Here is a 26183-nt window from a genome sequence, read left to right as displayed (position 1 = left end):
AACGTATAGAATAACCACAGCGCTAACGTATATCTTGCTAGTTAAGTCAGGTTCGACTTGCCCGAACCACGACCGCCCCAATTCGCGCCCCGTAATGGCGTGCCGCCTACCTGAAGGACGGTGTCGTATGAGTCGTAACGACGCACTCGCTCACGTATCGAAACCCAACTCCACCACCGGCAGTGCTACCACGGCGCTACGGATTTCATCCGTTACGGCTATCGTGCTGCTGATCGCGGGCCCGGGCGTGATGCTTGTGTTCTGGGCGAACTACTCCGGCTCAAATCCGAGAGGCTATCCGTACTATCTCGCCTCCACCTGGGGCGACGGGCTCTTTCTGACCACCGCGGCTGCATCCCTGGTCGCACACGCCGTAATGATCATGGAGCGGGCCCACACACCTTTACGCGCGCTCATTCGATCGCTATGCATCGCCTCTCTTGGCGCATGGCTTGGAATGGTCGGGGGCGCCCTGACCCAGTTCGAATGGCTTATGAACAGCGACATCCGCACGAACTGGACCTTGCCGTCGCCTCACACTTTCAATGCTGCAGGCCTCTACCATGCCGCGTATCTAATGAGCATGTGTGGCCTATTCGCGGGACTAGGCCTACTGACATTGCAACGCGCGCTTCTGGCACGAGGAACCGACGCCACCAGTACGCCGGGGGCCAGGCTCTCATACCAAATCGCATGGTTCGGCCTGTCGGGGTACGGATGCCTTCATGCGTACGATAACTCATACCTCGACCTGCACACCTGGTCAGGCGTCGCATGGCTATGCGCCATCCTGACCGCCATCAGCACGTTATTCACAATCGCGTGCCGGCTTCTCAACCTCAGACGACGCTCACACGACACCACCCGTGGTCTCCCACTCACCTCCGACGTTGTTGACGCCGGATCCGGCGTACTCTTGGGTATCTTCACGTCGATATGCATAGTCGCTATAATCGACCGACAGGCGCAAGAGTTCCCGTACGATGCGGTTCTCTATGCCTTAGTGCTGATCGGACTCAAGAAATACAACGCGAAGGGGAATACCGCCCTCATTCGGGAGCTTGTCACCTCGTTCTCCTTCGGCGCACTAATCGGCGCATTGTTCGGCTTTGCGGACTCATTCATTTCAACCTGCATTACTGCATTTGCTCTTATAGGCATTCCTGTCGCCCTGCGGCCACACATCTACGGCGACAAGCATGCGGAGTCACGATCGGCGTACGGTCTTCTCCCGACATTCGCGTTCCATCAACTGTTCGGCTACTGTCGTCAGTATGGCATCGACTACGGCGAGTTGCTGACGATGTTCGACGATTTCATCGCGGCTCCCATCATCTTCCTATTAACCTCTCATCTCACATCCATATTTCGGAACAATGTAATATCCGCAGACGAGCGCGGCACGGAGATGCCGCCCCCAGATGAGATGCACCGAATCAAGAACCGGTTCTGGATTTCTTTCGTCGCAGGAATACTCTCGGTTATCGCTATGCTTCTCCGATTCCAACTCATTCGAGTTTCCTTCACAATTCCCGCGCTTGCCGACCTCGGCCTGCCATACCTGCTGCTATTTTGCGGTTGCCTCATTACGGTGCGTGCCGTACTAATGCACCTCGGGGGTAAAGCGCGCATCATTCTCGGGACACTGTTCATTATAGCTCTGTACTGCCTGGGTGCTATGTTCATCTCCGATCTTCGCTCCCCACTGCTCCGGGACTGGCGCACCTGGCTCGCTCTGCTACCGGTGCTCGGCTCCGGGGCGTTCGTTGCAAACGGCGTTGGTTCAAACGCAGTTCTTCTGGCAGGTGGAGTTCGCACGCGCCTGTGGTGGGTGGTCACGGCTGTTACTTTTTTGGGGTCCTGCCTGCTGTTTATGTGCACTTGCGTGCCAACAGTCGCCGATGGCGTCGAGTACGCGCCGTCATTCCTGTCGCCATTATCCGGCCTAATCGGAGGATACGCACTGGTTCTAGTCATCGCCAGAATCTCCGGACAACTGCTGGTAATAGCCTATTCCATGTCGCCAGCTTCACCCGAGGAAATTGTGCTACGGGATTCCGGAAGAACCGGCATTAATCAGGACTCGCTACTGGCGTCGAGCATGGTCCTTACGTTGGCATTATTGCCAATGCATATCTTGACAGACATAGACTACTTACCGCGCACCATCGTCGGTTTGATAGTGATCTTTGCCATCATACTACGCGCTTTTAATGCGATAGATTTCGCACTTCGGAATAACTATATGCACTTGTTGGGCGACAACGCCACCAAGGAACTCTTCGATTCTGCAAAGTCTAGTTCCGTTTCACCGAACTCCACCGAGTCGGCAAACAGCCAACAGCGCGCACTTAAAGCACATCTGGAACGTCAAGCGTGGTTAACCTGGTTTACCTGCTTCCCTTGGCTCGCTATCATCTTGTGCCTGCCCTACATTAAGGAGTATATGGAATCATCCCCGTCTGACCACGGTGACAACAAGTCATCTCAACGCAAGCGGACGACTTTCGCGCAGAACATGTACAACCGGTACTTGCTAGAATTCAGCGTATTCAAAGGCGAACACTCGCTAAGTGCTGATAGAGATCTTGGGCTTACCTCCGCCCGGCGTCAACATCCTTGGATTGTGGACCTGATGTTGTACAGGTGAGCTGCGTCAACATGAGCTGCCGGTGCACGTTCAGTTGCGCAACACGTCTGGCGCGATACGATGCACGTATACGCACTGCAGGCGATCTACCCGACGGCACTCGGCGGAAAGCGGAGCCTAGGAAGGCTGTGCCGGACGAGGCCATGCCCGCAACCTCGTTGAAGTCGACTACAGCGCCGCTCGACCAGGCCAAGCCGACTGCCACTCTTGAGGTGGACGATGAGACCGGCCTGCACCTGCTGCGCATCGGCCGCCCAATCACCACGGAGGAGATCGCAACATTCTTCTCGGAGGACGATTGACGCTGCCTCGTCGCGGCACCTTGCCGACGGCAGCGGTATCTCACCACGCCCCGCGGTTCAGGCCGCCGTCGTCGAGGGCCGGGGCAGTGCCGTGCACCTCGGCCCGTCCCAGGCAGTTCGTACGCAGCGGGAATATGTGGACCACGTCGTCGCGCGAGTCGATGATGTCCTTGAAGCGTTCGCGCGCCTCATCGAACTCTTCCTCTTCCAGCTGCCGCTGGAACACTGACTCCTGAATCCGTAAGCCCCAGCTCTCCAGGACCGCGGCTAGGCGGGTACGGCGCGAGTCGGCCGATACGTCGTAGGCGAGGATGACGATCATCGCCACGCCGCCCCGCTCCACTCGTAGCCGGGCAACGCGCCCTTGAGATGCCACTGCATAGTCGCCTCATAACCGTCCACCGGCAGTGGGCGGAACTCCTCCATCAGGTGCAGGGACAGGCTGGGGCGCTTGTCGGTGGAGGCGTGCGGCACGCCGAGCGAGGGCTCGAGCCCGGCGGCGATGAGCGCGTCCGTGCATTCCGACAGCAGGATCGCATACGCGTCGGAGAAGGCAGCGTTGACCAGGTCCTTGGGCGGGCGCCGACTGCGGCCCTGGAAGGAGACGTTCTCGGGCACGAGTCGGGACAGTGCTTCGAAGTACGCGATCGACGCCGCCCCTTCCAGGCCCAAGTGCTCGTCGGTGCCGGTGCCATGGGCGGCGTCCTCAGACAGGCCCCGGATGGTGTTGCAGCTAGCCTCAGTATCTGCCCCACTGTCGCGTCGGCCTATACGGTGCAGGACGCCCATCTGGTGGCGCAGCCTGGCCCACACAATGGCGCGGGCGAGCGGTAGGCGGGCGACGCCGTCGGCGGCGAAGGCGGCCTGGGTGAGCAGACGCCGCGCATTGGCGGTATCGGGCAGACCGGAGGACTGCCCCAGGTAGCTGCCGCGGCGGGAGAGGAAGCGCCGTCGACAATCAGCCTGCCCTTGGTCACGTGCAGCCGCGCGCCGTCACGACCCACGTATACAACCTTGTCCAGATTGGGCCGGCCCTTGATGTCGTGGTGCGGATCAACCGCCGGACGGGTGCGAGAGAAGTCGACTCCGAGGTAGCACAAGCCCTCGTCGAAAGTGGTCATGGTGGTCTTCTCCTCGTTCAGGCTCAGCCCGTGGGCGGAGACCCTGGCGCTGAGCAGGTCGTAGGCGGACAGCAGGTCATCCTCGGTGGGGGCGCATACGACGATGTCGTCGGCGAAGCGGGCGTAACCGTAGCCGGCATCGCACAGCGAGGGCGACTATGCGCTCGCGGATGGAGGGAATGTGCAGTGCGCGAGTCTCACCGGGCTCGCGCTTGGGGATATCCAGGCGCATGAACGGGTCCGGAACGTAGATGCCTTCACGCAGGGAGGCCGAGAGTTCGTCGAGGAGCCTATCGAGGTCGCCGACGATGGCGGGGGTCTGCTTCTGGAGCACCCCGTCGCGGAGCATGAAAATCGTCATTGCGGCGGCGCCTGCGCCGTTGCCGATAGCTCCTGGAACCTCGCTCACTTCGGTCATACCCGTTATACTTAGCACGTGAAGACAGCAGTATCCATTCCAGACCCGGTGTTCCAGGAAGCCGAGGAAGTTGCGCGGCGCCTCGGATGGAGTCGGTCGCAGTTGTACACGAAGGCTGTCCACGACCTGGTAGTTCGTTACAGCGATGACCCTGTGACTGAGGCACTCAATTCCCTTGAAGACGTCGATGAAGCACAGGCGCCGTTGACACCTGCCAGAAGACTCATTGAGTCGGGAGCATGGCCGTGGTAGCCCGAGGGGAGGTCTGGTGGCTGGACTTCGGCGATCCCATCGGCTCGGAACCCGGCTACCTCAGACCCGCCTTGATCGTCTCCTCCGACCGGTTCAACCGATCCCGTATAGCCACCGTCATCGTGTCAGCGATAACCAGCAACCTGCGCCTGGCGGCTGCGCCGGGCAACGTCATGCTGGAGCGCGGCGAGGCGGGTCTGCCCAAGCAGTGCGTTGTTAATGTCTCGCAAACTCTTGTTGTCGACCGTTCCAGGTTGAACAACCGCATTGGCGCTGTTCCCATGCACATTCTCGCCCGCATCGACGATGGACTTCGGCTGGTGCTGGACCTTTGAGAACGCAGGCCGGCGAGGCGGACCCCGCCATAACGGGCTCTTCCTACGTGAGGGTGTGTTGTCCGGCGCGCGTATGGCTCGAGTGCTGCTCTGCTCACCTGCGGGCACGCCGACCGGCAGAGGCAATCGCTGCCGCACATCCCGGTGGACGGAGGCCTGAGAAGTGTACGAATTCGGGACAAACGATGCAGGCAACATCCCAGGTCACGCCTAAAACGTTGGAATCATGCGGGCACCAGAACAACTCACGCCCACATGGATGCCTGTGCGGGCTCTTCCGGTTTGGGGGTGTGACGGCGGGTGTTGGAGGGGCGATCTCGGGTGTGTGGAACAGGGGGCGCCGATGTTGGCGATGACGATTCTGGTATTCACGTGATCTCTGGATGGGGGCTTGTCTGGGTGGCCTGTCGTTGGCGCCAAGTGGCGTGGGTGGCGGCTCGAAGTGTCCAAATTGATGACAAACGCCGCTCAAGCCGCTGTCCGTGCGGCGCGAAACGTTGCTATTCCAACGATTCGCGAAGAGGTTCCGGGACGCTGACGGGGCGTTTGTCATCCATTTGGACATTCACCACCACACACTCCTGACGCCAGCGGTCCGCGCCTATCCACCTGGGCTCGACTGGAGGCGCGCGTTGCTTCCTGACCGACGCATCGGTGGTACTCGGGCGATCCTGATGGAGTCTTAATGCACCTTAAGGTGCGACGTGCTTCCTGCCCCCTACCCCTGGAAACCGCGTCATTCCGCCACTTCCAGAGGCGAGATTGCCACCAACTGCACCCGCACCGCCACCAGAGCCCACCTGGCAACCGCCGCGCTCAGCCGCTAGTTCAACGGCCATATCCGCTGAAGTGTGCGTAAGGCACCCACGACAATGGATCCACCGCGCACCGAGGGTCCAAACGCAACTCATCGACCGCGTCAGCCACGGCCCGCGCCACGGCCGACGCAAAGTCCCCATCCATCGGTTCCGCGGCGACGGCCGCATATAGGCGCGTCACGAAGGGCACGACTGAGGAGTCTCGCACCGGCAAAGTGGCGGCCACGACCTCCGCGAAGCCGGCCTGCTGCGCCGCCCCGGCCGCATGCAGGGCCTCATCGGGAGCCTCGAAGTCACCCGACGCGGATTCGCAGGTCAGGAGCACCGCCAGTCGCCCCGTGGCCGTGCGACTAGCCGCCAGGTCGCGGAGCGTGAATCGGCCGTCGGCCAACTCGATCCCGGCCTCGAACGTATCGTCCGGATCGAGTCGACCGTGCGCGCTGACGTGCAGCAGCGTGCATTTCAGCAGCTCAGCGCGGAAGGCGGCGACTGTGGCGGCATCGTCGAAGAGGCGGGTCATGTGCACACCCTGCATCGCTTCGTTGACCGCTTGGCGTTCGGCCTCCAGTGACCCAAGCCGGCCATCCACGTCGACCGACACATGGAGCACAGCGTCCAAAGCTCTGCCCGTCGTGCCGGGCCGCGGACCAACCCTGCGGACCGTCGGCAGATACGATGAGACCACCCGGTCCTGCACACTGGGCCACCCCGCCGGATTCTCGAGTCGGCGAGCCGCCTGAGGCCTCTTGCGCGGGTGGATCCCGGCGGCATGGACGGGCAGTAAGGCGAACTCCCCGACCGGCGACCACCACACATGCGGCCGCTCTCCCGTGGTCGCGATCCGGTCCAGAATGGGGGCCGCCACGCTTCCCCAGAGCCACTCCAGGCACTCGAAAATCACATGTGACGTCGAGTGAAAGGTGCCCATACCGTTGGCCATCTCGGTGCGAAGTTTGTCGCCCCACTTGCGCAGCAGCCCCGCCGAGGCTTCAGGGAGGCGGATCTCCAGCGGTTCATCAAGCCCTTGCAGGACCAGTGCCAGCGATTCCTCATCCCCGGGGACTAGCAGGACAACCGGGCCTTCGGCCCCGAGGCCCCGGTACGCGTCGGGGTCAGGCACCGTCTGGCCGAGTGCCGCCGCCCCCTCGTGCGCCCTCAGCCGGAGTTGCTCGTCCGGACGCGCGCTCGGTCGCCGCCCGTCGGTCTGCACGTGCCGAACAAAGCCGGACAATGACGCCCAATGTTCGTCCCCACTCTCCGCCGCCAGCGAAAGAGCCTGGAGGCCCTGCCGCCACAGAACCGACCGGACATGGTCCGCCCATGCGAAGGCCTCGAGACGTCGCTGTCCGGCTGCGTGCGTGACAGCGCGGTCCAGCACTTCCCGCATGTAGGTCAGCAGCTCGCGACGCTCCCTGAGGGTTAGCCCGATCCACGCCACCTGCGTGGTCAGGGAAACAGCTCGACCAAACGCCGAGAACGCCTCCTCGCGATCCCCCAGCGCCTCCGCGTCGCGGGCCCAGCGGACGGATTGGCCGAACTTTTCCGCGGGAGTGATCTCCTCAAGCAAAGCAGCGCGACGCTGAATCTCGAGCACTTCCCGGGGAGGGGGTTCGCCCGGAGCCAGGCGCTCGCGCCATCGTAGAGCCTCGGCGAGGTTCGATAAGGCGGGCAGAAGGCGAGCGTCGCTGGAACCCGCGGCCTCAACTGCCTCCCAACCGGTCGTCACCGCGCGGCTCGCATCCTCGAGTGCCAAGGCGCGGTTTCCGCCCTCCATGAGTATCACCGACCGCTGCCGGTACACGTCGGACAAGTTCGAGATTCGGTGGGCGCGCGCCTGGTGGGACGTCGGCAGGAGGTCGATGGAGCGCTCCAGATTGAGCAGGGCCTGATCCATGTCATCCATCGACCCCGTGTTCTGGGCGCGCGCAGCCAACGAGAGCCCGAGATTCGTCGCATATCCGGAGGCCTCGACCGGCCGGTTCGCTGCCGCCGCTAGCGCATCGCCGAACCGTTCGATCGCGGCGACCAGGTCCTCCGGATCACCATCACGCTCGTATCGCTCGGACAGCGCATTGCCCAGGTTGTTCACATAGCCGGCGTAAGTCAGTTCATCAGTGTTTGAGTCCTCCGCAGCCTGCCGGGCGAGGTCGACTGCCTCGTTGAGATCCTGAGAGTTCTCGGTATCCCGGTACCGATCCCGCAGCGCGAGCGCCAGGTCGTTCATCCGCTCGACGACGCGGCTCGCCACGGGTTCACGCAGCTCCAGAGCCTGGCGGTAAAGCTGGATGGCACGATCTAGGCGGCTCCTGTCGGCGCGCTCAGTGAAGTCATCCGACAGGATCACGGCGAGGTTAGTCAAGCGCGCGGCTCGCTCCGGGTGCTGCTCCGGCGTCAGGACAAGCGCTTCCTCGGCGCGGCTGCGCGCTTCGTCCAAGTCATCCAGAGAGCCGGTCTCGAGGTAGCGGTCACGCTGGGCATTGCTCACGGCGGTGAGCGCCGCCGCTCGATACAGGCCGGGGGCTGAGAACAGCTTCAGCGCCTCGTCACCCCACGCGAGGGCTTCACCAAGCAGCGCGGGGTCGGGATGCCGCTCGTTCGCATCTCGATACGCCGACACCAGGTTGACCATGGCCACACCCCGGTCCTGCGACCCCTCGGGCGTGATCTCGATGGCCGTCCGGTAGAGGTCGAGGGCCTCGCAGAGCACTTCCAGATCCGTGTCGCTTCTGACAGCCTCACATAGCGCTGAGGCAGTGGCCGTAAGGACGAGCGGACGATCCGAGTCGCCGTCGGGGATCCGCCGCAGCGCCGCGCGGCCCAGGTCGACTGCCTCATTTATGAGCGCAGGGTCCCCACTCTCCCGCGAGAGTCGTCGAAGCAGATTGACAAGGTTAGCCGTGTATCCGGGGTGGTCACGGTGGTCGGCCCCGAGAAGGTCAAGCCCAACCCGCACATACTCAATGGCCTCCTCCAGGAGTCCATCGTCTGCCACGATGTCGTGCAGACTCTCCAGGGCCACGGCGAGGTTGAAGTGGGCGATGGCCGCGTCCTCCGGGTCCGCGGTCGCCGCCGCGGCCCGGCGCCCCCAGTCCACGACGCGCCGGAGATCCGTCTCCGACGCCCCAGCATGGCTGAGGGCCAGCATGAGGTTACCCTCGATCCAGCGTTCGGTGTCCTCGTCCAACTCGCCGGACGCAAGGGCTGCTTCCCAGAGGCTCACAGCGCGCGCACGCACCGGCTCCGGAACGTCGGCGGCGGTGCCCTCCATCAGTCCCACTGCAAGGTTGTTCTGGCACTCGGCGACCAGCTCCAAGTCCGTTCCGTCCGCCTCCGCCCTCGCGAGGGCAGTCTCAAGCAGCTCCACGAAGCGGGCGCGATCCTCCGGATCGTCGCGTTCAACGTACCGGTCCCATAGCATGAGGGCCACGTCATGCAGATGGGCGGCCGACGATCGGCCTTCCCGCTCCACGACCGACGCACCGCGCCGGATCGCGTCATCCAGGTCGTCGGGATCGTTCTCGTCCAGAAATCGCTTGTACAGCGCATACGCCACATGCCAGTGGAGATCGATCCAGTCCGAATCGTCATCGGGCAGGCCATCCACGGCCACCATCACCTCATCCAACGAAGGATCATTATCCATCGACGGCTCGTCGTCCACGGCGCTAGTATGTCAAATGCCTTGCCCCGGCACGGCCCACTTCGCGAGGAGGACCAGTGAGACTGTTCGACTCTTTCCGCCACCGCTTGGACGCACCCGAGGAACTCCCATATCTCGAATTAGCCTCGCCCGAACTCGACAGCCAAGCCGCCTCCCTCGTCAGAGACTCGGTCTTACGCTTCACTTGTCACGCCACCTCTGCCACAATCCAGGGGCCTTGTCCGCGTTGCAAACACGTGTTCAGCCAGACCCAACAGCTTGACCTCTCGACCCTGGCGGTCCGCCGCACCGACACCAAACCAGGCGAGACCGCCCGGTGGGCCGATTTCCTTTGCGAATGCAGGGTCGCCCACCCGGGCGCATCGGACAAACTCGGATGTGGGGCAAGCTTCACGCTCGTCGTCCCCAAACCGGAGACCTGAGATGGGCTTGCCGGTGCCGCCCGAGGAGCGCAGGCGTCCCTCCCACAGAGACCTGCGGGCGATCCAGGAACTACAACGAACATTGCTCGAGCAGACCTTGGCGGACGCACGCGTCTGGCGCAACGGCTACACCCTTCTCCTAACAGGGACCGGTGCTGTCCTGACATTGGCCGCCTCTCGTCTCGGGGACGCCTCTTGGAAGTGGCGTCTGGCCTTGACACTCGCCTTGGGTGGGGGGATTCTGCTGCTGACCATGGCGTTATGGCTCGTTCTCACCGCAGAGGGCGGGAAACATGGGCCCCCACGCGGACTCAGCCTCGATTCGATCCTGAAGACGCACGGCTCCGTTGAGGCGTACCGCGTGGATCAGGCCACCCAGGCTCAAGAGCGCATCCGAAGTTCCCAACGCTGGGCTTGGTTGGGCGCCTTGGCCGTCTTCGTGGGCCTCATACTGACGCTGTGGCTCCCCTCTTAACGACCCCACCATCACAGTTCGCGACGTCGGAATACGGGACGGCGAGGGCTAGGGCGGCGGCGAGCAACACGAGGGCGAGCACCCGCCACGCCGACGTCGTTGCCACGAACGGAGTCACAGGGGTTGTCTGGGAGCAGCAGCCGGCCCACCGCGAAGTCGATGACCTCGCGCCCAGCGTGGTCACGGCGAGGCACCCCTAGACACCGATCATCATCGCGACATCGTAGCGCGCGAGAACGGCTAGGTGAGGATCAACGCCTGGATGCCCTGCCGATCTTCCCTGCCAACGACAGGTCTTGGAGCCAGGGGTTCGACAAAGTCAGCGTCTGGGTTCTGGATTGTTAGAGGGTTTCGGTGTGTTTACGGGGGGTGCCCCTATGTGGTTTGTCAAGCGGCGGCGGGTACAGCACACCATCAAAGGACGGGCCTGCACCTGGTTCGTTTTGGCCGGCCGATCACCGGCGAGGAGATCAGCTCGTTCCTTGATGAGGCCGAGTGGCACCGTTCTGGTCGTGTAGGCAGGGATTCGAGGTGCCTTTCAGGTACAGCGTGCGCCCGCGGTGGCACTTCACCACAGCCCGCGGTACAGGCCGACGTCATCAAGCGCAGCGGCGGTTCCGTAAACCTCTGAGCGCTCTTGGCAGGATGCGCACAGGGGGTAGATGTGCACCACGTCCTGGGTGTCATTGATGATGCCGAACACGTGCTCGCGCACCTCGGCCAGGTCGGCGGCACCCAGCCGCAGCTGGAAGACCGATTCCTGGATCCGGTACCCCCAGCCCTGGAGGTACTTCGCGAGCCGGTTGCGACGCCGGTCGGAGGCGACGTCGTAGGCGACGATCACCACTACCGCCATGACACGCCGGCCCACTCGTAGTCCGGCTCCACGATGGCACGCGCCAGTAATTGTGCCTCGTGGTGGATGTGGCGCCGCCACGTGCCCGCGAATCCGGGTAGTGCGCCCTTGACGTGTCGCTGCAGAGTTTCCTCGTAACCGTCGACCAGGATCTTCTTGCCCTCGCCGCTGAGCCATACGCCGTCGTTGTGCACGGCGGCGTGCTCCGGACGCAGGCGCCGGGTGCGCAGCAGGGCGACGACGGTGCGATCTACCAGCAGGGGCCGGAACTCCTCCATGAGATCCAGAGCGAGACTGGGCCGCTTGTCGGTGGAGGCGTGCAGGATTCCGAGTGACGGCTCCAGGCCGGCACCGTGCAGGGCGCCTAGGGTCTCACCCTGAAGGATTGCGTAGCCGTAGGAGAAGGCGGCGTTCGCCAGGTCCCGGGGCGGGCGGCGGCTGCGGGAGGGGAAGTAGACGTCGTCGGGAACCAGTCTGGCGAGGCAGCTGAAGTATTCGTTGGAGGCGGTGCCCTCGAGTCCCATGAGTTCATCGGTGGTCAGTACGTAGCTGATCTCCTTGACTATGGTGCGCAGGCTCCGGCAGACGGCGGCCACATGAGCATCGCCGGCGCGCGTGCCGGTGCGGTGCAGGACGTGAATCTGGTTGCGGATCTTCGCACTTACGATGGCTCGCGCCAGCGGTAGGCGCCGGCGCTCGTCTTGGGCGAGGGCCGCTTGAGTGAGCAGTCGTCGGGCGTTGGCGGCTGAGTGTGATCCCGCCAGTTGCCCCAGGTAGCCTCCTCGCCAGGATAGGAAGACCACGTCTACCGCATTGGCCAGAGCCCATGACCTCGCGCCTGCTGACAGGCCCACGTTGCCGTTGAGCACCATGCGGCTGACTGCCCGCTGCGGAATGGACATCTGGGGGATTCCGCCGGAGCCATCAACAACTACTCTCCCGTCGCGAACGTGCACCCGGGAGCCGTTGCGTCCCACATATACGACTCGGTCCGGTTCGGGATCGTGTCTTCGACACCGTGACCCGGCCTCGGGCGTGTGGGCGGTGAAGTCGGTTCCGAGGTAGCAGAAGCCCTCGTCGAAGGTGGCCATGGCGATACTGTCCTGTTCGATCTGATGTCCCTGTTCGGCGAGTAAACGCTTCAGTTGGACCGTGGTCTCGCGTAGTTCGGTTTCATCTGCGCCGCAGATGGCGATGCTGCGTGCGTACCTGACGTAGCCAACGCCGGCGTCGCACATGCCCCGATCCACCGGTGTGAGGGCGAGGTTTTCAAGCAACTGCGTAAGGTGGGGGCGTGTCGGTGCTCCCATAGTGTTCTGTGCGTGTCCGGGCGGCGGGTGGGTCGCCGCAGACAGTTCCCGGATCAGGGCGTGCGTGCGCGGGCTGGAGATTATCTCGGTTAGCACCGCCAGGGCGGAGTGTGTCAGTTCATTGGCGGTGGGCGGATTGATGCTGGCCACCATGGCGTACTCCGCCCCCGCATCCCGTAGGGCTATGAGGTGTTCTACCGCGTCGTCTGGTCCGAGCCCGGGCCGGTGAGCGAATGAGCACGACGCCTGTATCACGTCGATACGATGCGCGATGGCGTTGACGAGTGACCGTTCCACGGTGCGGTCAAGTAGGTGAGCGTGAGGTGGATCGTGCTCACCTGGCTGGCTAGATTCGCCCTCTGTGCTCGAGTGAGCGCGGTACTTTCCGGACAGCAGTCTGGCGCGTAGTGCCTTGGCCACATCGTCGGCGTAGTAGCCGAGTTCTTCTTGCACCGCCGAAGGTGTATCGCCGTCACGTGAGTCCTGGACTGCCTCCCATGCGGAGCGGAGAGCCTCAACCGAAGCAATTGAATCGAACACGTCGGGATCGCCGGGCCTGCCGGTGTTTTTGATTGGCGACGGCTCCGAGACCGGGTGCGGGAAGTTTTCAGACTGGACGGCCATCGTGAACCTCTCTGTAGTAATGGCGCCGATCCCGAGTATGCCGACGGGTGAGGCGGAGCGCAAGATAATCTGCCCGGTAGGCAGATTTGTTCCCAGTATCTGCCAGAACGGCAGTTCAAGCTGCATGCTCACCGCACAGCAGGGTCCCGTCGAAAGGGCACCCCCGCTCATCTGCCCCAGGAGCCGAGCAGCCGGCGCGAGCTTGACTGAGCCTGAGCGGGGTATGTCAGCGGCCAAGACGGTGGCGCCAAGGCGCGCCGACAGCACCCTGACGCCACGGCTGCGTGCGAGCCCCCGGCGCCCTCGCGTTGTAGTGCACCTGAAGGGGTTGTTCGTGTTTGAGGGTGTGGTGGTGGACGGGTGGGGTTGGCGCGTCGGGCGGTAGATCACCGTGGGTCTCGGTGGGCCGCGGCGGATCGCGTTGGATTGGGGTGCTTCTGGTGCGGCGGTATCGCGCCATGGTCGGTGCGCTCGAACCCGAGCCTGGAGATCTCACTAGCCATCCGGGCCGGCGCGCCTCCGGGGCACACTCGGCAGCCCGACCGGCCCGCTCCCGCCGGCACGGGCCCGCGCCTGGCGACGCCGAGCCTGGCACCAGGGCCGCCATGTCGATTCACGACCCCGGGATGCGCCATACGACCTCGGGGTGCAATCCACGACCACCCCCCGGGGTCGTAAACCACACCCCAAGGCCGTAAACCAGCACCTCATGAACGAGAGCGCGCTCGCTCGGACCACAACAGCGACGCCAAGACCGCACCTGAGCACGCGATGCCGCCCTCGGGCACGGAAAGAATCGTTCGACCACGGCAGGACACGCTCGGGCGCGGAAGAGGCCCCCGGGCAGACCAGAACACACCACCAGCCACACCCCCAAACACGAAAAGCAGCTTAAGGTGTGAGGCGCTTCCTGACCGTTGAAGCACCTGGCGGGCCGGGCGGGCCTGGTTGTGTCTTAATGCACCTTAAGGTGCGAGGTGCTTCCTGACCCGCCGCCTGGGTCATCGAAGCAGCCATGGCCAAGTCTTAATGCACCTTAAGGTGCGAGGTGCTTCCTGACGAGGCCGGTATGCGGGCGGTCAGTCACCTGATCGTCGGGTCTTAATGCACCTTAAGGTGCGAGGTGCTTCCTGACCCTGGTCGACGGCTTCGACGGGGACGACTCGTTGTCTTAATGCACCTTAAGGTGCGAGGTGCTTCCTGACCTACCGCCGCCGCCACGCGCACTCACAGTATCACCCGTCTTAATGCACCTTAAGGTGCGAGGTGCTTCCTGACCTGACGGCCAGGGACTGGAAACAGCCGACACGGTCCGTCTTAATGCACCTTAAGGTGCGAGGTGCTTCCTGACCCTGCGTCTTGGACATCGGCCCAGGTCTTGAACGTCTTAATGCACCTTAAGGTGCGAGGTGCTTCCTGACGAGAACGGTATCACCCTGAAGCGGGCGTACACCCTGTCTTAATGCACCTTAAGGTGCGAGGTGCTTCCTGACTGTGAACGGGACCGATGAGTGCGTCGCGTCATATGTCTTAATGCACCTTAAGGTACGAGGTGCTTCCTGACCGGTATGAGGCGTACCTGACTGAGCATTCTCCCGTAACGTCTTAATGCACCTTAAGGTGCGAGGTGCTTCCTGACGACGAGGCCTTCTGGCTCACCGCCGCATACCGCGAGTCTTAATGCACCTTAAGGTGCGAGGTGCTTCCTGACTCTGTGATTGCGCGTTTGTGCGGGTGACGTTCCGTGTCTTAATGCACCTTAAGGTGCGAGGTGCTTCCTGACGGATGAGAGGTTCGCCAAGTCGTTCTGTTATAGTCTTAATGCACCTTAAGGTGCGAGGTGCTTCCTGACGCGGAGCCTACGCGCGCACGAACGCCCGCTTGCAGGTCTTAATGCACCTTAAGGTGCGAGGTGCTTCCTGACTACCAAAACAAAATCAGGGCACTCTTCAAACAAGTCTTAATGCACCTTAAGGTGCGAGGTGCTTCCTGACTCTTGGCAGCGATCCTTTGGCAGTTCTGCAAGACGTCTTAATGCACCTTAAGGTGCGAGGTGCTTCCTGACGGGGATACCTGGACTGAGGCGCTGCACAATTTGCGTCTTAATGCACCTTAAGGTGCGAGGTGCTTCCTGACTTAAGGGAACGATCACTGCGTACACGTTCCCGGTCTTAATGCACCTTAAGGTGCGAGGTGCTTCCTGACGCTCGAAGCTCGTCGCGAAGCCCGCCGTCTCATGGAGTCTTAATGCACCTTAAGGTGCGAGGTGCTTCCTGACAGAAAAGGGGCCTACCTGTCATGCAGGTTACCGTTGTCTTAATGCACCTTAAGGTGCGAGGTGCTTCCTGACTGTGCTTTTTCTTCTGCTCGCTCAGTCTTGCTCGGTCTTAATGCACCTTAAGGTGCGAGGTGCTTCCTGACTGGGACCTCAACGCCGAGGGAGAGAACTCCCTGTCTTAATGCACCTTAAGGTGCGAGGTGCTTCCTGACCGCACATGGCGTCGGCTGTCAACGGTTCCGGTTTCGTCTTAATGCACCTTAAGGTGCGAGGTGCTTCCTGACGCCGGGTTCGATAATCTGCGCCCCTACCATTTCCGTGTCTTAATGCACCTTAAGGTGCGAGGTGCTTCCTGACGTCAGGTCCACGGCCTGGCCATTGGAGTCCTTTACGTCTTAATGCACCTTAAGGTGCGAGGTGCTTCCTGACTGCCTGAACACGCTGCACCTGCGCCCCATCCCGGAGTCTTAATGCACCTTAAGGTGCGAGGTGCTTCCTGACTGGGTGGTGGGTGCCGCAATCCACGCGGTATAAGAAGTCTTAATGCACCTTAAGGTGCGAGGTGCTTCCTGACTGTGGCCAGACCTTCAAACAGATCACCCTCTGCGTCTTAATGCACCTTAAGGTGCGAGGTGCTTCCTGACGGGAACACATACCCGTCAGCGGCAGTCGCGGTAACAGTCTTAATGCACCTTAAGGTGCGAGGTGCTTCCTGACCCGTCGAGTCGGGAGTGCAGGAGACTGTCAAGGTCGGTCTTAATGCACCTTAAGGTGCGAGGTGCTTCCTGACTTGGGACACGAATATCGACCGGGGATTGTTTTACAGTCTTAATGCACCTTAAGGTGCGAGGTGCTTCCTGACCTGGTGTCGGCGGGGGTGGGGGTGCCGTCTGGCGTCTTAATGCACCTTAAGGTGCGAGGTGCTTCCTGACACGGCAATGACGGAGGCCAAGTGGTGATCGACATGGGTCTTAATGCACCTTAAGGTGCGAGGTGCTTCCTGACGGAGGGTGAGCGCCTGTTCCGCCCAGTGGATGCAGTCTTAATGCACCTTAAGGTGCGAGGTGCTTCCTGACAATCAATGATATCGCCGAGTACCCAAATAGTCTGGTCTTAATGCACCTTAAGGTGCGAGGTGCTTCCTGACGTGTCAGCAGGGGATGGACGGGCGATCATTTGAGTCTTAATGCACCTTAAGGTGCGAGGTGCTTCCTGACCGGATCATGGATCGCGCCGTAGAAAAGAAGCGAAAGGTCTTAATGCACCTTAAGGTGCGAGGTGCTTCCTGACCTCAAAATAGCCCTCCTGGGAGTATCCATACACCGTCTTAATGCACCTTAAGGTGCGAGGTGCTTCCTGACGAGACAACCGCATATCCCGTGCTGACTATCAATCGTCTTAATGCACCTTAAGGTGCGAGGTGCTTCCTGACCCCCTGGTTCTGAGAGCCGCGCAATCGCGCCACTTCCAGGCCCTGGATCGCCACCGGCTCCACAAGCACCCTGCGCAGCCGACTGGCACCGGCAGTAAACTACCACATTCCGGCATGCTGACGCCATTCGCCACCGACGCCCTCGGCGGGCCCGCGCCCGTGCGGCCTCCCACGCACTCATGCCGTTTTCTCACCTAGCCGCAGGTGCGTGTGACACAGTTGTGCCCGCGGGACCGGCACCGGCCCTCCCGCGGGGGTCACCACTCCTCCCGCTGGGTCATCGGCCATCTCGCTGTCACCTCAGTCAACCAGACCCGTACCACGGAGTTAGGCATGCCGAGCACCGTCTTCCTTCAGTTCGACGCCCCCGACGCAGCCGTACTCACTCCGCGCCGCCTCCATGCCGCCTGGGGCCACGTGTTCGAACTTCCCGAGGGGATCTCCCCCGAACGCGCCGCCCGGCTCCCATCCCTTGCGGCCCGCCCCCCACACAACCTGCCCGGCCCCAAGCCCTACAGCGTCGGCCAGATGTCCGGGCAACCGGGCACAATCGGCGCCGAACTGCGCCTACTCGACGACCGGCTGCTGGACAACCTTGACGGCTGGCTCGCCTGGGGTGGTGTGCTCCCCCTCGGCGACGGCAGCCCGGAGGGAACCACGCTAGTGGTCGCCACCGAGGCACAGATACTGGAGCAGTCCTCCTGGGAGCAACTCGCCGCAGACGACGCGGCCACCGCCTGGGAGATCACCCTGCTGAGCCCCACCGTCTTCACCTCCCGGGGCCGCCACATCCCCGGAATCACCCCTGCGCAACTCGCCACCAGCCTGCACGCCCGCTGGCGTGCCTGGTCACCCGCGACGCTGCTTCCCCAACTCCGCCATGACGACCTCAGCGTGCTGACCATGCAGGACCGCACCGAGTCGGTGCGGGTGAGCCTGGGGATGTCCCGCACCGATCAACGCGGCCGCCTGACGCGCCGCGCCATCCCCGCCACCGAGGGCTCGCTACGCATCAGCGGGGTTGCGGGCGCCCCCGCCACCCGCGCCTTCTCGTGCCTGATGTCTCTGGCCCGCTTCACTAACGTCGGCTCCCACACCGCCTACGGCATGGGCACACTCGACGTCGTCGCCGAGTAAAGACCGTCCGGCGCCAAGTGCCCGACTCAGCCCCCGTACACCTCCGGGCGCAGCATGCCGATGAACGACAGGTTGCGGTACTTCTCCGCATAATCCAGCCCGTAACCGACCACGAATTCGGTGGGGATGTCGAAGCCGACGTACTTGACATCCACCTCCACCTTCGCTGCCTCCGGCTTGCGCAGCAGGGTCGCTATCTCCACACTGGCCGCACCCCGGCTGGACAGGTTTCCCAGCAGCCAGGACAGGGTCAGCCCCGAGTCGATGATGTCCTCCACCACCAGCACGTGCCAACCGGTGATATCCGCATCCAGATCCTTCAGAATGCGCACCACGCCGCTGGACTTCGTGCCCGACCCGTAGGAGGACACCGCCATCCAATCCATCGGCACCGAGCGGTGCAGCCGACGCGACAGATCCGCCATCACGTAGACGGCCCCCTTGAGCACCCCCACCAGCAGCAGATCGCGCCCGGCATAGTCGGCGTCGATCCGGGCGGCCATCTCATCGAGCCGCTGGTTGATCTCCTCCTCGGTGATGAGCACCTGCTGCAGGTCGCGTCCCATATCTGCGGCATCCATACGATCCTCCTCGTCCTTCGGTGAGCATCCGGCGAGTACTTCGTGGCGGTCGGGGCGCGTCGGGAGGACGCGCGGACCCCGGCCCCACCCGAATCCTTTCACACCTCCCCCACGCGGCACCGGCGCGTCCGCCGTCGGCCGCCCCAGCACCGCACCCGCGGCCCGGCCTACAGCCCCATCCGCTCGAGCCAGGCCTCCGGCCGGGCGATCTCCTCCGGCCGCGGCAGATTAGCCGCCGCCCGCCACACCACGTTCAGTCCCGCATGCCCCACGCGGCCGACGACGGCGCGCACGAACGCCGCCCCGTCAACATACTGGGCCTGCTTGGCCTCCACTCCCAGCAGCCGCTCCAGGGCCGTGCCCGCGGCACCGCCACGCGAATGCCCCAGCACAGCGCGCAGCCGGTGGACCGAAGGCATCCGGCCCGGCCCGACGGCGTCCAGCACCGCCTCGGCGTGCCCCTCCAACAGCGCCATCACAGCCGTGACGGAGGCCAGCCGTTCACGCTCACCCGCATCAAGGCGATCGACCAGCAGGGGTGAGGCCGCGCCCGGGCCCGCGGCCACCCCCGACCGCAGCGCCCGGGCCAGGCGTCCCGGGCCCCGGTGCCCACCCGCCTTAGGCGCACCCACCAGCGCCACGGCGAGCTCACCGACCTGCGTCGCCAAGTGCCCGGCCAGCCAGGGGGCGGCGGCGAGCTGGAGAACATGAGCGGCCTCGTGCAGCGCCACCCAGGCGGCCAAATCCACCCGGTCCAAGTCCCGTTCCCGCTGGAGGCGCAGCACGTTGGGCGCCACCAGCAGCATCCGGGTCGCAGCCGTATCCACACCCGGTGGAGCCACAGCGGCCACCGCCGCATCGCCGGCCGCCTCGAACCCGGACCCGTCAACAACTCCGGCACCCGGCCCAGCGGGCAGCACCTGCCCGAGCACGCGGGCGGAGACCAGGCCAAGCAGGCCGGCCACCGCCCCCGTCGCCACACTCCGGGAGGCGATCGCCGTCGCCCCGGACCGTGAGCCCGAAGGCTCCGGCACCCGCTCCATGAGGGCACGCGCAAAAGCAGCATTGGCCCGCTGCACACCGACCCGATCCACCACCAGCACCCGGCAGCCGCCCACGGCCCGCCGGGCCGCGAAGCCAAGACCGGTGATCTGTGCCGCCCACGGCAGGGCGTCCTGCGCGCTACGTCGCAACAGGGCCACTACCCCACGGCCCACCGCCCCGGGCACTCGCGGCCCCGCCGGCGTGGCCAGGCGGGCCAGTCGCAGCGCCCCATCCCAGTCGACGCCGTCGGCGGCGCTGCGGCCACCGACCCCACCCCGGGCGCCGGGCCGCTCATCCCCGACCCCGCGGCGGGCGGCGCCGTCCACCAGGTGACCCCGCAGGCCGCTCACCACTCAGCCCTCGCAGCCGCAGGCGGCCAGCGGGGAGACCAGGTCGTCGTCGATCGCCACCCGGGCGGAGTACAGCCCACCCTCCGCGAAACCGTCCACGATCACACTGAAGGCCAGCAGGCGCCCATCGGCGGTGACCACCGTGCCCGTCAAGGAGACGGCCGTGTCCAGGGAACCGGTCTTGGCGCGCACCGTGCCGGCACCGGCCACGCCGATGAAGCGGTCATTAAGCGTGCCGTCCAGGCCGCCCACCGGCAGTGCGGTCATGAGGCTGCGTCCGGTGGTGCCCGCCTCGGCACCCGCCGCACGGGCGATGATCTGGGCCAGTAGTCGTGCGGGCATCTTGTTGCCCAGGGCGAGCCCGCTCGAGTCGCGCAGGGTGACACCGGAGACGTCGAAACCATCGTCCCGCAGCCGCCCCAGCACCGCCCGGGCCGCCCCGGTGAAACTGGCCTCCTCACCGGCGGCGAGGGCCACCAGCCGCCCCTCCACCTCAGTCATGGTGTTATCGGAGGCCTTCAGGGAAACCGACAGGATGTCGGCCAGCGGCGCGGACTCCACGGCCGCCACCTCCGTGGCCCCGGGGCTCGCCGCCGCCCGGGTGACGGTGCCACTCACCTCAATGCCGGCCCGGCGCAGGTGCTCGGCGAAGATCTGCGCGGCCTCCAGGGCCGGGTCGGCCGGATATCCCCCCGACGGGTAGGCGGTCACATCCACCATCAGCGGCTGGATCGGAGCCACCCAGGACTCGTTGCCCTCCTCCCAATCGTCACTCCAGGTGGGGCCGGTGAACAAGGTGTCGTCCAGGGCCACGGATACGCTGGTCACGCCCCGCTCCTGGAGTTGTGCGGCGGCCTGACGGGCCAGATCCCCCAGGCCGGCGCGACCCACCGTCGCACCCGGATCTCCGGCGTCCTCGGCCAGCAGCACATCGCCTCCACCCACCAGGGTGAGTGTGGTGTCGTTCAGCACGGCGGTGGTGCGCAGGGTGTGGTCGGCACCCATGAAAGACAGCGCCGCCCAGGCCACCGGCACCTTGTTGGAGGAGGCGGGGGTCAGCGCGGTCGACGCACCGTGGTCCACCAATTCCCGGCCGCTGGCCACGTCCACGATCGACACGCCGGTGCGCCCCTGCCCGACGCGCTCATCACCGGCCAGCGTGTTCGCCAGGGCGGTCAGCTCGGCCGCCTCGGGCACGGGGGCGTCCGCGGACAGGCCGGAGGCGGCCTCGGGGTCCCGCGCCACGGCGGAGGCGGTGGGGAAGGGCTGGACGCTGTAGTCGGCCGGTGAGGCGGTCAGCACGCCGGGCACCAGATCGAGGGCGTCGGCCAGGCCGTAATAGGCGCCGGCGACGACGAGCGTGGCTGCCGTCAGAGCTGCGATCTGGGCCTTGTGCACGACTCCTCCGGGTTCGGTTGGACAATCCGGCGACCGGGGAGGCGCGGCCGCGTCCACGGCGGGTCGCACGGCCCTCTCCTCCGGATGCGCCGTCATAGTCCACACTAGTGCTATAAGGGCCGGCCCTTCCGGCGCGACGACGTCTCCGTCGTGTCACGGGCCGGTCGGCGACCCGCACACGGGCCCGGCGCCACCGCCGTCGGCCCGGCCGCTCGGCCCCGGGACGTCAACATCAGCCGACAACGCGAGGAACGGAGACAGCCGTGGAATTCGACGTGACGATCGAAATCCCCAAGGGGAACCGCAACAAGTACGAACTCGACCACACCACCGGGCGCATCAAGCTGGACCGGATGCTGTTCACCTCCACCCGCTACCCGGACGACTACGGGTTCATCGACAACACCCTGGGCGAGGACGGAGACCCGCTCGATGCACTGGTGCTGCTGGAGGAACCCACCTTCCCCGGCTGCCTGATCCGCTGCCGCGCCCTGGGCATGTTCCGCATGCGCGACGAGAAGGGCGGGGATGACAAGGTCCTGTGCGTGCCCGCGGGCGACCAGCGCGCCTCCTGGCGCACCGACATTGAGGACGTCTCCGAGTTCCACCGCCTGGAGATCCAGCACTTCTTCGAGGTGTACAAGGACCTCGAACCCGGCAAGAGCGTGGAGGGCGCGCACTGGGTCGGCCGCGAGGAGGCCGAGGCGGAGATCCGCCTGTCATACGAGCGCGAGGCCGCCCGCATCGCCCGCGAGGGGCACTGAACACACGAGCCGCTGAAGAGCCACCGAAGAGCCCTGAATAGCGACGGTGGCCGCCGGTACCGCACAACGGGTACCGACGGCCGCCTATGTCTTACGCCCGGAGGCGCTCAGGGGCGAACCGCGTAGGGCATGGTCCCCGAGTAGCGCATCGCCGTCACACGCACCGTGTAACCGAAGGTCGGCGCCTCGATCATCTGCCCGTCACCCAGATAGATGGCCACGTGGTAGATCCCCGACTGGGTTCCGTTGGAGGACCAGAAGACCAGGTCCCCGGGCTGGGCGCTCCCCAGAGGGATCAGCGTCCCCTCGCCGTACTGCGCCCGGGAGGAGTGGGTCAGGTACACGCCCGCAGCCCGGTAGGCCAGCATCGTCAAGCCCGAGCAGTCGACGCCGCCATAGGACTCCCCGGCCCACACATAGGGCACACCGATGTAGGAGTACGCCGCGGATATGGCCGCCTGCGCCCCGCCCGACGAGCCCGAGCTCGTCTGCTGGGAGACACCCGGCGAGCCCGAAGAGTCCCCGCCGTAGGACTGCGAGGAGTCCTCGTTCTGGACGGGTGCGGGTGCGGCGGGCTGCGCAGAGTCCTCGTCCGGCTCCACGGGCGACTCCGAAGACTCAGCCGGCTCAGGTGAACCAGTGGACTCCTCGGGAGCCTGAGGCTGGGCGGCCTGGGCCGCCTCGGCCGCGGCCTGCTCCGCTGCCGCCTTCTCGGCCGCCTCCTTGGCGGCGGCCTCCTCCCGCGCCTTGCGCTCCGCCTCCAACTGGTTCTGGTAGGCCGTTTCAAGTTCAACGGTGGTGTTGCGCTGCTCAGCGAGCTTGGCAATGAGGTTGGCGCGCTTGGTCTCCGCGGTGGCCTGCGCCGTCTGGGCGGCCGTGGCCGCGGCATCGGCGTCGGCCTTGGCGGTGGCAGCGGCGTCGGCGGCGGTCTGCTTGGCGTCCACCTTGCCGTCGGCGATGGACTGCATCGTGTCGGCAACCGCCTGTAGGGCCTCCACATTCTGCAGCTCGGCGTCGGTGTTCTCCCCGGTGCGCTCCAAGGCCACACTGATATCGGTGGCGTCACCGAGGGACTTGCCCGACAGGTACGGGGCCAGGGCGTCCAGGGAACCGGAGCTGCCCTCCTGATATGCCTCCACGACCACGGCGCCCAGGTCGGCGCGCGCCTTCTCGGTGTCCGCCGCTGCGGCGTCGGCGGCATCCTGGGCCTTGTCCGCCTCGGTGGTGGCGGTGTCGAGTTCCCCGAGCGCAGTCAGATAGTCCTCATTAGCGATCGCCGCCTTGAGTTCGGCGGCAGTGGTGTTCGCAGTCAACTGCGCCAGTTCGGCTTCAAGGCCGGCGATCGAGGTCCGGGTCGTCTGCTCAGCCGTCTTGGACTGGTCGATGTCATCCTGAGTCACCTCGTCGGATGACGCCGCCGGGGCGAGCGTGACGGCGAGAGCGAGTGCCGCGGCTAAGGCACCGACACGCCGGGCGGCACGTGTGCGACGCGTGCGATTGGTCGTGGTCACAAGTTCTCCGTACGTGTTCCGGCGCGCCTCCTTGACCGACGCACCCGTGTATCACCCGAACCTTACCCACCAAAACCCACAGAGAAAACAGGGGCACCAGAAGTCACAGAAGCCACACAAGCATCTCCATTTACCACGATCCCTGAAATGAAGCGGATCTACGACACACAATCAATGCGTGTGACATTGGTCATATATGTAGCTGCGGTAGCGTTCTGCCCACAGGTCCGGCCGGTCACGCGACCTTCCAAGGCCCTCCACCCGAGGCCCTCCGACGACCTCTACAATGACCCGTCGCCGATCCAAGGAGTTCTCATGGCTGACACCCCGTCCGACGCCCCGGCGCACATCCCCTCCGCCGCAGACCCGCGCGGCTGGCACTTCGAGACCATGCAGGTGCAGGCCGGCCACACCCCCGATTCCGACACCGGGGCGCGGGCCATCCCGATCTACCAGTCCACCTCCTTCGTCTTCCCCGATACCCAGGAGGCCGCCGACCGTTTCGCCCTGAAGTCCCTCGGCCCGATCTACACGCGCCTGGACAACCCCACCAACCAGATCGTCGCCCGCCGCATCGCCGCCCTTGAGGGTGGTGTGGGTGCACACCTGGTCTCCTCCGGCATGGCCGCCCAGACCCTCACCTTCGTCACCCTGGGTGGCCAGGGCAGCAACATCGTTGCCTCACCGTCCCTGTACGGCGGCACCGTCAATCAGCTGAATCACACCCTGCCCAAGTTCGGCATCGAGACGCGCTTCGTGTCCGACCCCGCCGATCCGGCGGCCTGGACCGCCTTGGCGGACGAACGCACCATCTGCTTCCTCGGCGAGTCCATCCCCAACCCCAAGGGCGACATCCTCGACATCGAGCCGATCTCCCAGGCCGCGCATGCCCTCGGGATCCCGATGGTGGTGGACAACACCGTCGCCTCCCCCTATCTGATCCGTCCCTTCGAGTGGGGCGCGGACATCGTCGTCCACTCCGCCACCAAATTCCTCGGCGGGCACGGCTCGAGCGTCATGGGCGTCATCGTCGACTCCGGCAACTTCGACTTCGCCGCCCAGCCCGAGCGCTTCCCCGGCTTCAACACCCCCGACCCCTCCTACAACGGGCTCGTTTACGCCCGCGACCTGGGCGTGGGCAGCCCGCTGGGCAACATGGCCTTCATCCTCAAGGCCCACACCGAGGGCCAGCGCGACCTCGGCTTCGCCGCCAGCCCGCTCAACGCCTTCCTTATCGCCCAGGGCGTGGAGACGCTCTCGCTGCGCATGGATCGGCACGTGGACAACGCGCTCGCCGTGGCCCGCTGGCTCCAGGACCGTCCCGAGGTGGCCGAGGTGCGCTACTCCGGGCTGGAGTCGAGCCCCTACTACCAGCTGCACCGCAAGTACTGCCCGCGGGGAGCCGGCAGCGTCTTCGCCTTCGATCTGGCCGGCGGGCGCGAGGCCGGCGCGGCCTTCATCGACGCCCTCGGCCTGTTCTCCAACCTGGCCAACATCGGTGATGTCCGTTCGCTGGCCGTCCACCCGGCCACCACGACGCACTCGCAGCTGACCGACGAGGAACTCGCCCGCGCCGGCATCAGCGCCGGCACCGTGCGCCTGAGCGTCGGCATTGAGCACGTAGACGACATCATCGCCGACCTCGAGCGGGGCCTGGCTGCCGCAGCCGCGCTCTGAAGCCAGCGCCAAGGCCTCGCCCGTCGGCCGTCTCTCCGGCTACCATGACGGCCCTGACCTCGCCGAGTTCGGTAGAACTTACGTGCCGAGTTCGGTCGATATGGGGCTCTTCGTGTTTGAGGGTGTGCTGATGGGTGCTGGCGCGTCTGCCACTGTGAGGGTGCGCGCGGGGTCTGGGTCCGGACTGTATTCAGGCCGAGCCAGTATGCGAGATTGCAGTGGGGTCTGGCGCTCCCGGAGGATGACGGGCAGCGGCGGCGGGCCGACGGCGTCTTCGTGCCCGTAGCCGGGATCGTCTGCTATGCCGGTTCGTGCTCTACTACGCCGGTTAGGTGTTTGTGAAGGGCTATGGACTCTTCAACAGAGGGCTAACCGGCGTAGTAGACACCGAAGGGGCGTCCCCAACACCCCCACGGCTCCGCAGTCCTACCACTTCGGCTCCGCGCTCCCAGCACCTCCAGGTCGCGCCACCGCGGAGGCCCGCACCGCCAACCGGCATACTCTCGAAAACGAAGAACTCGTTTAGGCCGCGTGGCGCCAGGGGCAGGTTCGGGCGTACACCGCCGGGACTCCCCCTGTACCCACGGTGGGCGCGCAGGCCCCTCGACGCGGGATACCAGCGAGCACCTGGCGTAGGACCGCTCGGCGGCTTACCCGCGTACTGGAGCGCGAACCCGCGCGCTCGGTGGCCCCGAGTCCCGAAGCAACCGCCCAGCAGCGGGACCACCACATCTACCGACCTCGGCACGTAACATCAACCGACCTCG

The 26183-nt window shown here is 64.9% G+C and carries 17 protein-coding genes, 1 pseudogene and 1 CRISPR repeat array; of the genes and pseudogenes, 7 read left to right on the top strand and 11 right to left on the bottom strand.

Features of this window, described 5'->3' with window-relative positions; translation table 11 throughout:
- Positions 1-127 precede the first annotated feature (127 nt).
- Both Q4A20_RS07785 and Q4A20_RS07780 read left to right on the top strand, forming a co-directional pair.
- On the top strand, positions 128-2650 hold the full coding sequence (locus tag Q4A20_RS07785) for a hypothetical protein (protein WP_303122082.1): 2523 nt from the start codon (positions 128-130) through the stop codon (positions 2648-2650).
- Between the two features lie 143 nt (positions 2651-2793).
- Positions 2794-2952 carry a hypothetical protein gene (locus Q4A20_RS07780; RefSeq protein ID WP_303122081.1) on the top strand — a complete coding sequence of 53 codons (159 nt, stop codon included), beginning with the start codon at positions 2794-2796 and terminating at the stop codon, positions 2950-2952.
- Between the two features lie 40 nt (positions 2953-2992).
- Here Q4A20_RS07780 and cas2 (Q4A20_RS07775) read toward each other — a convergent pair whose 3' ends face one another.
- The 4 genes and pseudogenes from cas2 (Q4A20_RS07775) to Q4A20_RS07765 all read right to left on the bottom strand — a co-directional run bounded on the left by cas2 (Q4A20_RS07775) (position 2993) and on the right by Q4A20_RS07765 (position 4491).
- A complete protein-coding gene (cas2, locus tag Q4A20_RS07775) occupies positions 2993-3274 on the bottom strand; it encodes a CRISPR-associated endonuclease Cas2 (RefSeq protein WP_303122110.1) in 282 nt (93 codons plus the stop codon).
- Positions 3271-3855 (bottom strand): CRISPR-associated endonuclease Cas1, encoded by a 585-nt coding sequence (cas1, locus tag Q4A20_RS07770; RefSeq protein ID WP_303122108.1) that lies wholly within the window; start codon positions 3853-3855, stop codon positions 3271-3273. Before cas1 (Q4A20_RS07770) ends, cas2 (Q4A20_RS07775) begins: the two co-directional genes overlap by 4 nt.
- Before the next feature lie 236 nt (positions 3856-4091).
- A pseudogene (locus Q4A20_RS15105) lies at positions 4092-4145 on the bottom strand (hypothetical protein); the annotation flags it as partial.
- Between the two features lie 4 nt (positions 4146-4149).
- Positions 4150-4491 (bottom strand): hypothetical protein, encoded by a 342-nt coding sequence (locus tag Q4A20_RS07765; protein WP_303122079.1) that lies wholly within the window; start codon positions 4489-4491, stop codon positions 4150-4152.
- 239 nt (positions 4492-4730) lie between these two features.
- Here Q4A20_RS07765 and Q4A20_RS07760 point away from each other — a divergent pair, with 239 nt between their 5' ends.
- Complete coding sequence (locus Q4A20_RS07760) at positions 4731-5078, top strand: type II toxin-antitoxin system PemK/MazF family toxin (protein ID WP_303122077.1); 348 nt, start codon at positions 4731-4733, stop codon at positions 5076-5078.
- 828 nt (positions 5079-5906) lie between these two features.
- Here the strand turns inward: Q4A20_RS07760 and Q4A20_RS07755 are convergent.
- On the bottom strand, positions 5907-9557 hold the full coding sequence (locus Q4A20_RS07755) for a CHAT domain-containing protein (RefSeq protein WP_303122075.1): 3651 nt from the start codon (positions 9555-9557) through the stop codon (positions 5907-5909).
- 423 nt (positions 9558-9980) lie between these two features.
- On the opposite strand from Q4A20_RS07755, the gene Q4A20_RS07750 reads away from it, so the two are divergent.
- A complete protein-coding gene (locus tag Q4A20_RS07750; RefSeq protein ID WP_303122073.1) occupies positions 9981-10454 on the top strand; it encodes a hypothetical protein in 474 nt (157 codons plus the stop codon).
- Between the two features lie 568 nt (positions 10455-11022).
- On the opposite strand, the gene cas2 (Q4A20_RS07745) is transcribed toward Q4A20_RS07750, so the two are convergent.
- The gene (cas2, locus tag Q4A20_RS07745; protein WP_303122071.1) at positions 11023-11310 is read right to left on the bottom strand and encodes a CRISPR-associated endonuclease Cas2; all 288 of its coding nucleotides are present in this window, start codon (positions 11308-11310) and stop codon (positions 11023-11025) included.
- Positions 11301-13370, bottom strand: a complete 2070-nt coding sequence (cas1, locus tag Q4A20_RS07740) for a CRISPR-associated endonuclease Cas1 (RefSeq protein ID WP_303122106.1) — start codon at positions 13368-13370, stop codon at positions 11301-11303. The genes cas2 (Q4A20_RS07745) and cas1 (Q4A20_RS07740) overlap by 10 nt, the downstream gene beginning before the upstream one ends.
- Positions 13371-14122: 752 nt before the next feature.
- Positions 14123-16954: direct repeats of the CRISPR family, unit length 37 nt; unit sequence GTCTTAATGCACCTTAAGGTGCGAGGTGCTTCCTGAC.
- 333 nt (positions 16955-17287) lie between these two features.
- On the opposite strand from cas1 (Q4A20_RS07740), the gene cas6 reads away from it, so the two are divergent.
- On the top strand, positions 17288-18091 hold the full coding sequence (gene cas6, locus Q4A20_RS07735) for a CRISPR system precrRNA processing endoribonuclease RAMP protein Cas6 (RefSeq protein ID WP_303122069.1): 804 nt from the start codon (positions 17288-17290) through the stop codon (positions 18089-18091).
- A 26-nt stretch (positions 18092-18117) separates the two neighbouring features.
- Here the strand turns inward: cas6 and hpt are convergent, their stop codons facing one another.
- The 3 genes from hpt to dacB form a co-directional block, all read right to left on the bottom strand.
- The gene (gene hpt, locus Q4A20_RS07730; RefSeq protein ID WP_303122067.1) at positions 18118-18672 is read right to left on the bottom strand and encodes a hypoxanthine phosphoribosyltransferase; all 555 of its coding nucleotides are present in this window, start codon (positions 18670-18672) and stop codon (positions 18118-18120) included.
- Positions 18673-18839: 167 nt separating this feature from the next.
- Entirely contained in the window at positions 18840-20066 is a 1227-nt protein-coding gene (locus tag Q4A20_RS07725) for a zinc-dependent metalloprotease (RefSeq protein WP_303122065.1), read from the bottom strand.
- 3 nt (positions 20067-20069) lie between these two features.
- Positions 20070-21464, bottom strand: coding sequence for a D-alanyl-D-alanine carboxypeptidase/D-alanyl-D-alanine-endopeptidase (gene dacB / locus Q4A20_RS07720; protein WP_303122063.1), 1395 nt, complete (start codon positions 21462-21464; stop codon positions 20070-20072).
- A 263-nt stretch (positions 21465-21727) separates the two neighbouring features.
- Here dacB and Q4A20_RS07715 point away from each other — a divergent pair, with 263 nt between their 5' ends.
- Positions 21728-22228: an inorganic diphosphatase gene (locus Q4A20_RS07715; protein WP_086616070.1), complete on the top strand. Its 501-nt coding sequence runs from the start codon at positions 21728-21730 to the stop codon at positions 22226-22228.
- A 107-nt stretch (positions 22229-22335) separates the two neighbouring features.
- Here the strand turns inward: Q4A20_RS07715 and Q4A20_RS07710 are convergent, their stop codons facing one another.
- The gene (locus tag Q4A20_RS07710; protein WP_303122058.1) at positions 22336-23739 is read right to left on the bottom strand and encodes an NlpC/P60 family protein; all 1404 of its coding nucleotides are present in this window, start codon (positions 23737-23739) and stop codon (positions 22336-22338) included.
- 315 nt (positions 23740-24054) lie between these two features.
- Between Q4A20_RS07710 and Q4A20_RS07705 the strand changes: the two genes are divergently transcribed.
- The gene (locus Q4A20_RS07705; RefSeq protein WP_303122056.1) at positions 24055-25416 is read left to right on the top strand and encodes an O-acetylhomoserine aminocarboxypropyltransferase/cysteine synthase family protein; all 1362 of its coding nucleotides are present in this window, start codon (positions 24055-24057) and stop codon (positions 25414-25416) included.
- Positions 25417-26183: the final 767 nt, after the last annotated feature.

Source organism: Actinomyces sp. (genome assembly GCF_030530635.1).
In the GTDB taxonomy this organism is placed as follows: domain Bacteria; phylum Actinomycetota; class Actinomycetes; order Actinomycetales; family Actinomycetaceae; genus Actinomyces.
Note: the sequence above shows the minus strand (reverse complement) of the source record. Positions and strands in the feature narration are given on the sequence as shown.

Coding starts and splice junctions, on each gene's coding strand:
- Q4A20_RS07785 (WP_303122082.1), top strand. CDS start 128: ATGAGTCGTAACGACGCACTCGCTCACGTATCGAAACCCAACTCCACC.
- Q4A20_RS07780 (WP_303122081.1), top strand. CDS start 2,794: ATGCCCGCAACCTCGTTGAAGTCGACTACAGCGCCGCTCGACCAGGCC.
- cas2 (WP_303122110.1), bottom strand. CDS start 3,274: ATGATCGTCATCCTCGCCTACGACGTATCGGCCGACTCGCGCCGTACC.
- Q4A20_RS07765 (WP_303122079.1), bottom strand. CDS start 4,491: ATGACCGAAGTGAGCGAGGTTCCAGGAGCTATCGGCAACGGCGCAGGC.
- Q4A20_RS07760 (WP_303122077.1), top strand. CDS start 4,731: ATGGCCGTGGTAGCCCGAGGGGAGGTCTGGTGGCTGGACTTCGGCGAT.
- Q4A20_RS07750 (WP_303122073.1), top strand. CDS start 9,981: ATGGGCTTGCCGGTGCCGCCCGAGGAGCGCAGGCGTCCCTCCCACAGA.
- cas2 (WP_303122071.1), bottom strand. CDS start 11,310: ATGGCGGTAGTGGTGATCGTCGCCTACGACGTCGCCTCCGACCGGCGT.
- cas1 (WP_303122106.1), bottom strand. CDS start 13,370: ATGCAGCTTGAACTGCCGTTCTGGCAGATACTGGGAACAAATCTGCCT.
- cas6 (WP_303122069.1), top strand. CDS start 17,288: ATGCCGAGCACCGTCTTCCTTCAGTTCGACGCCCCCGACGCAGCCGTA.
- hpt (WP_303122067.1), bottom strand. CDS start 18,672: ATGGATGCCGCAGATATGGGACGCGACCTGCAGCAGGTGCTCATCACC.
- Q4A20_RS07705 (WP_303122056.1), top strand. CDS start 24,055: ATGGCTGACACCCCGTCCGACGCCCCGGCGCACATCCCCTCCGCCGCA.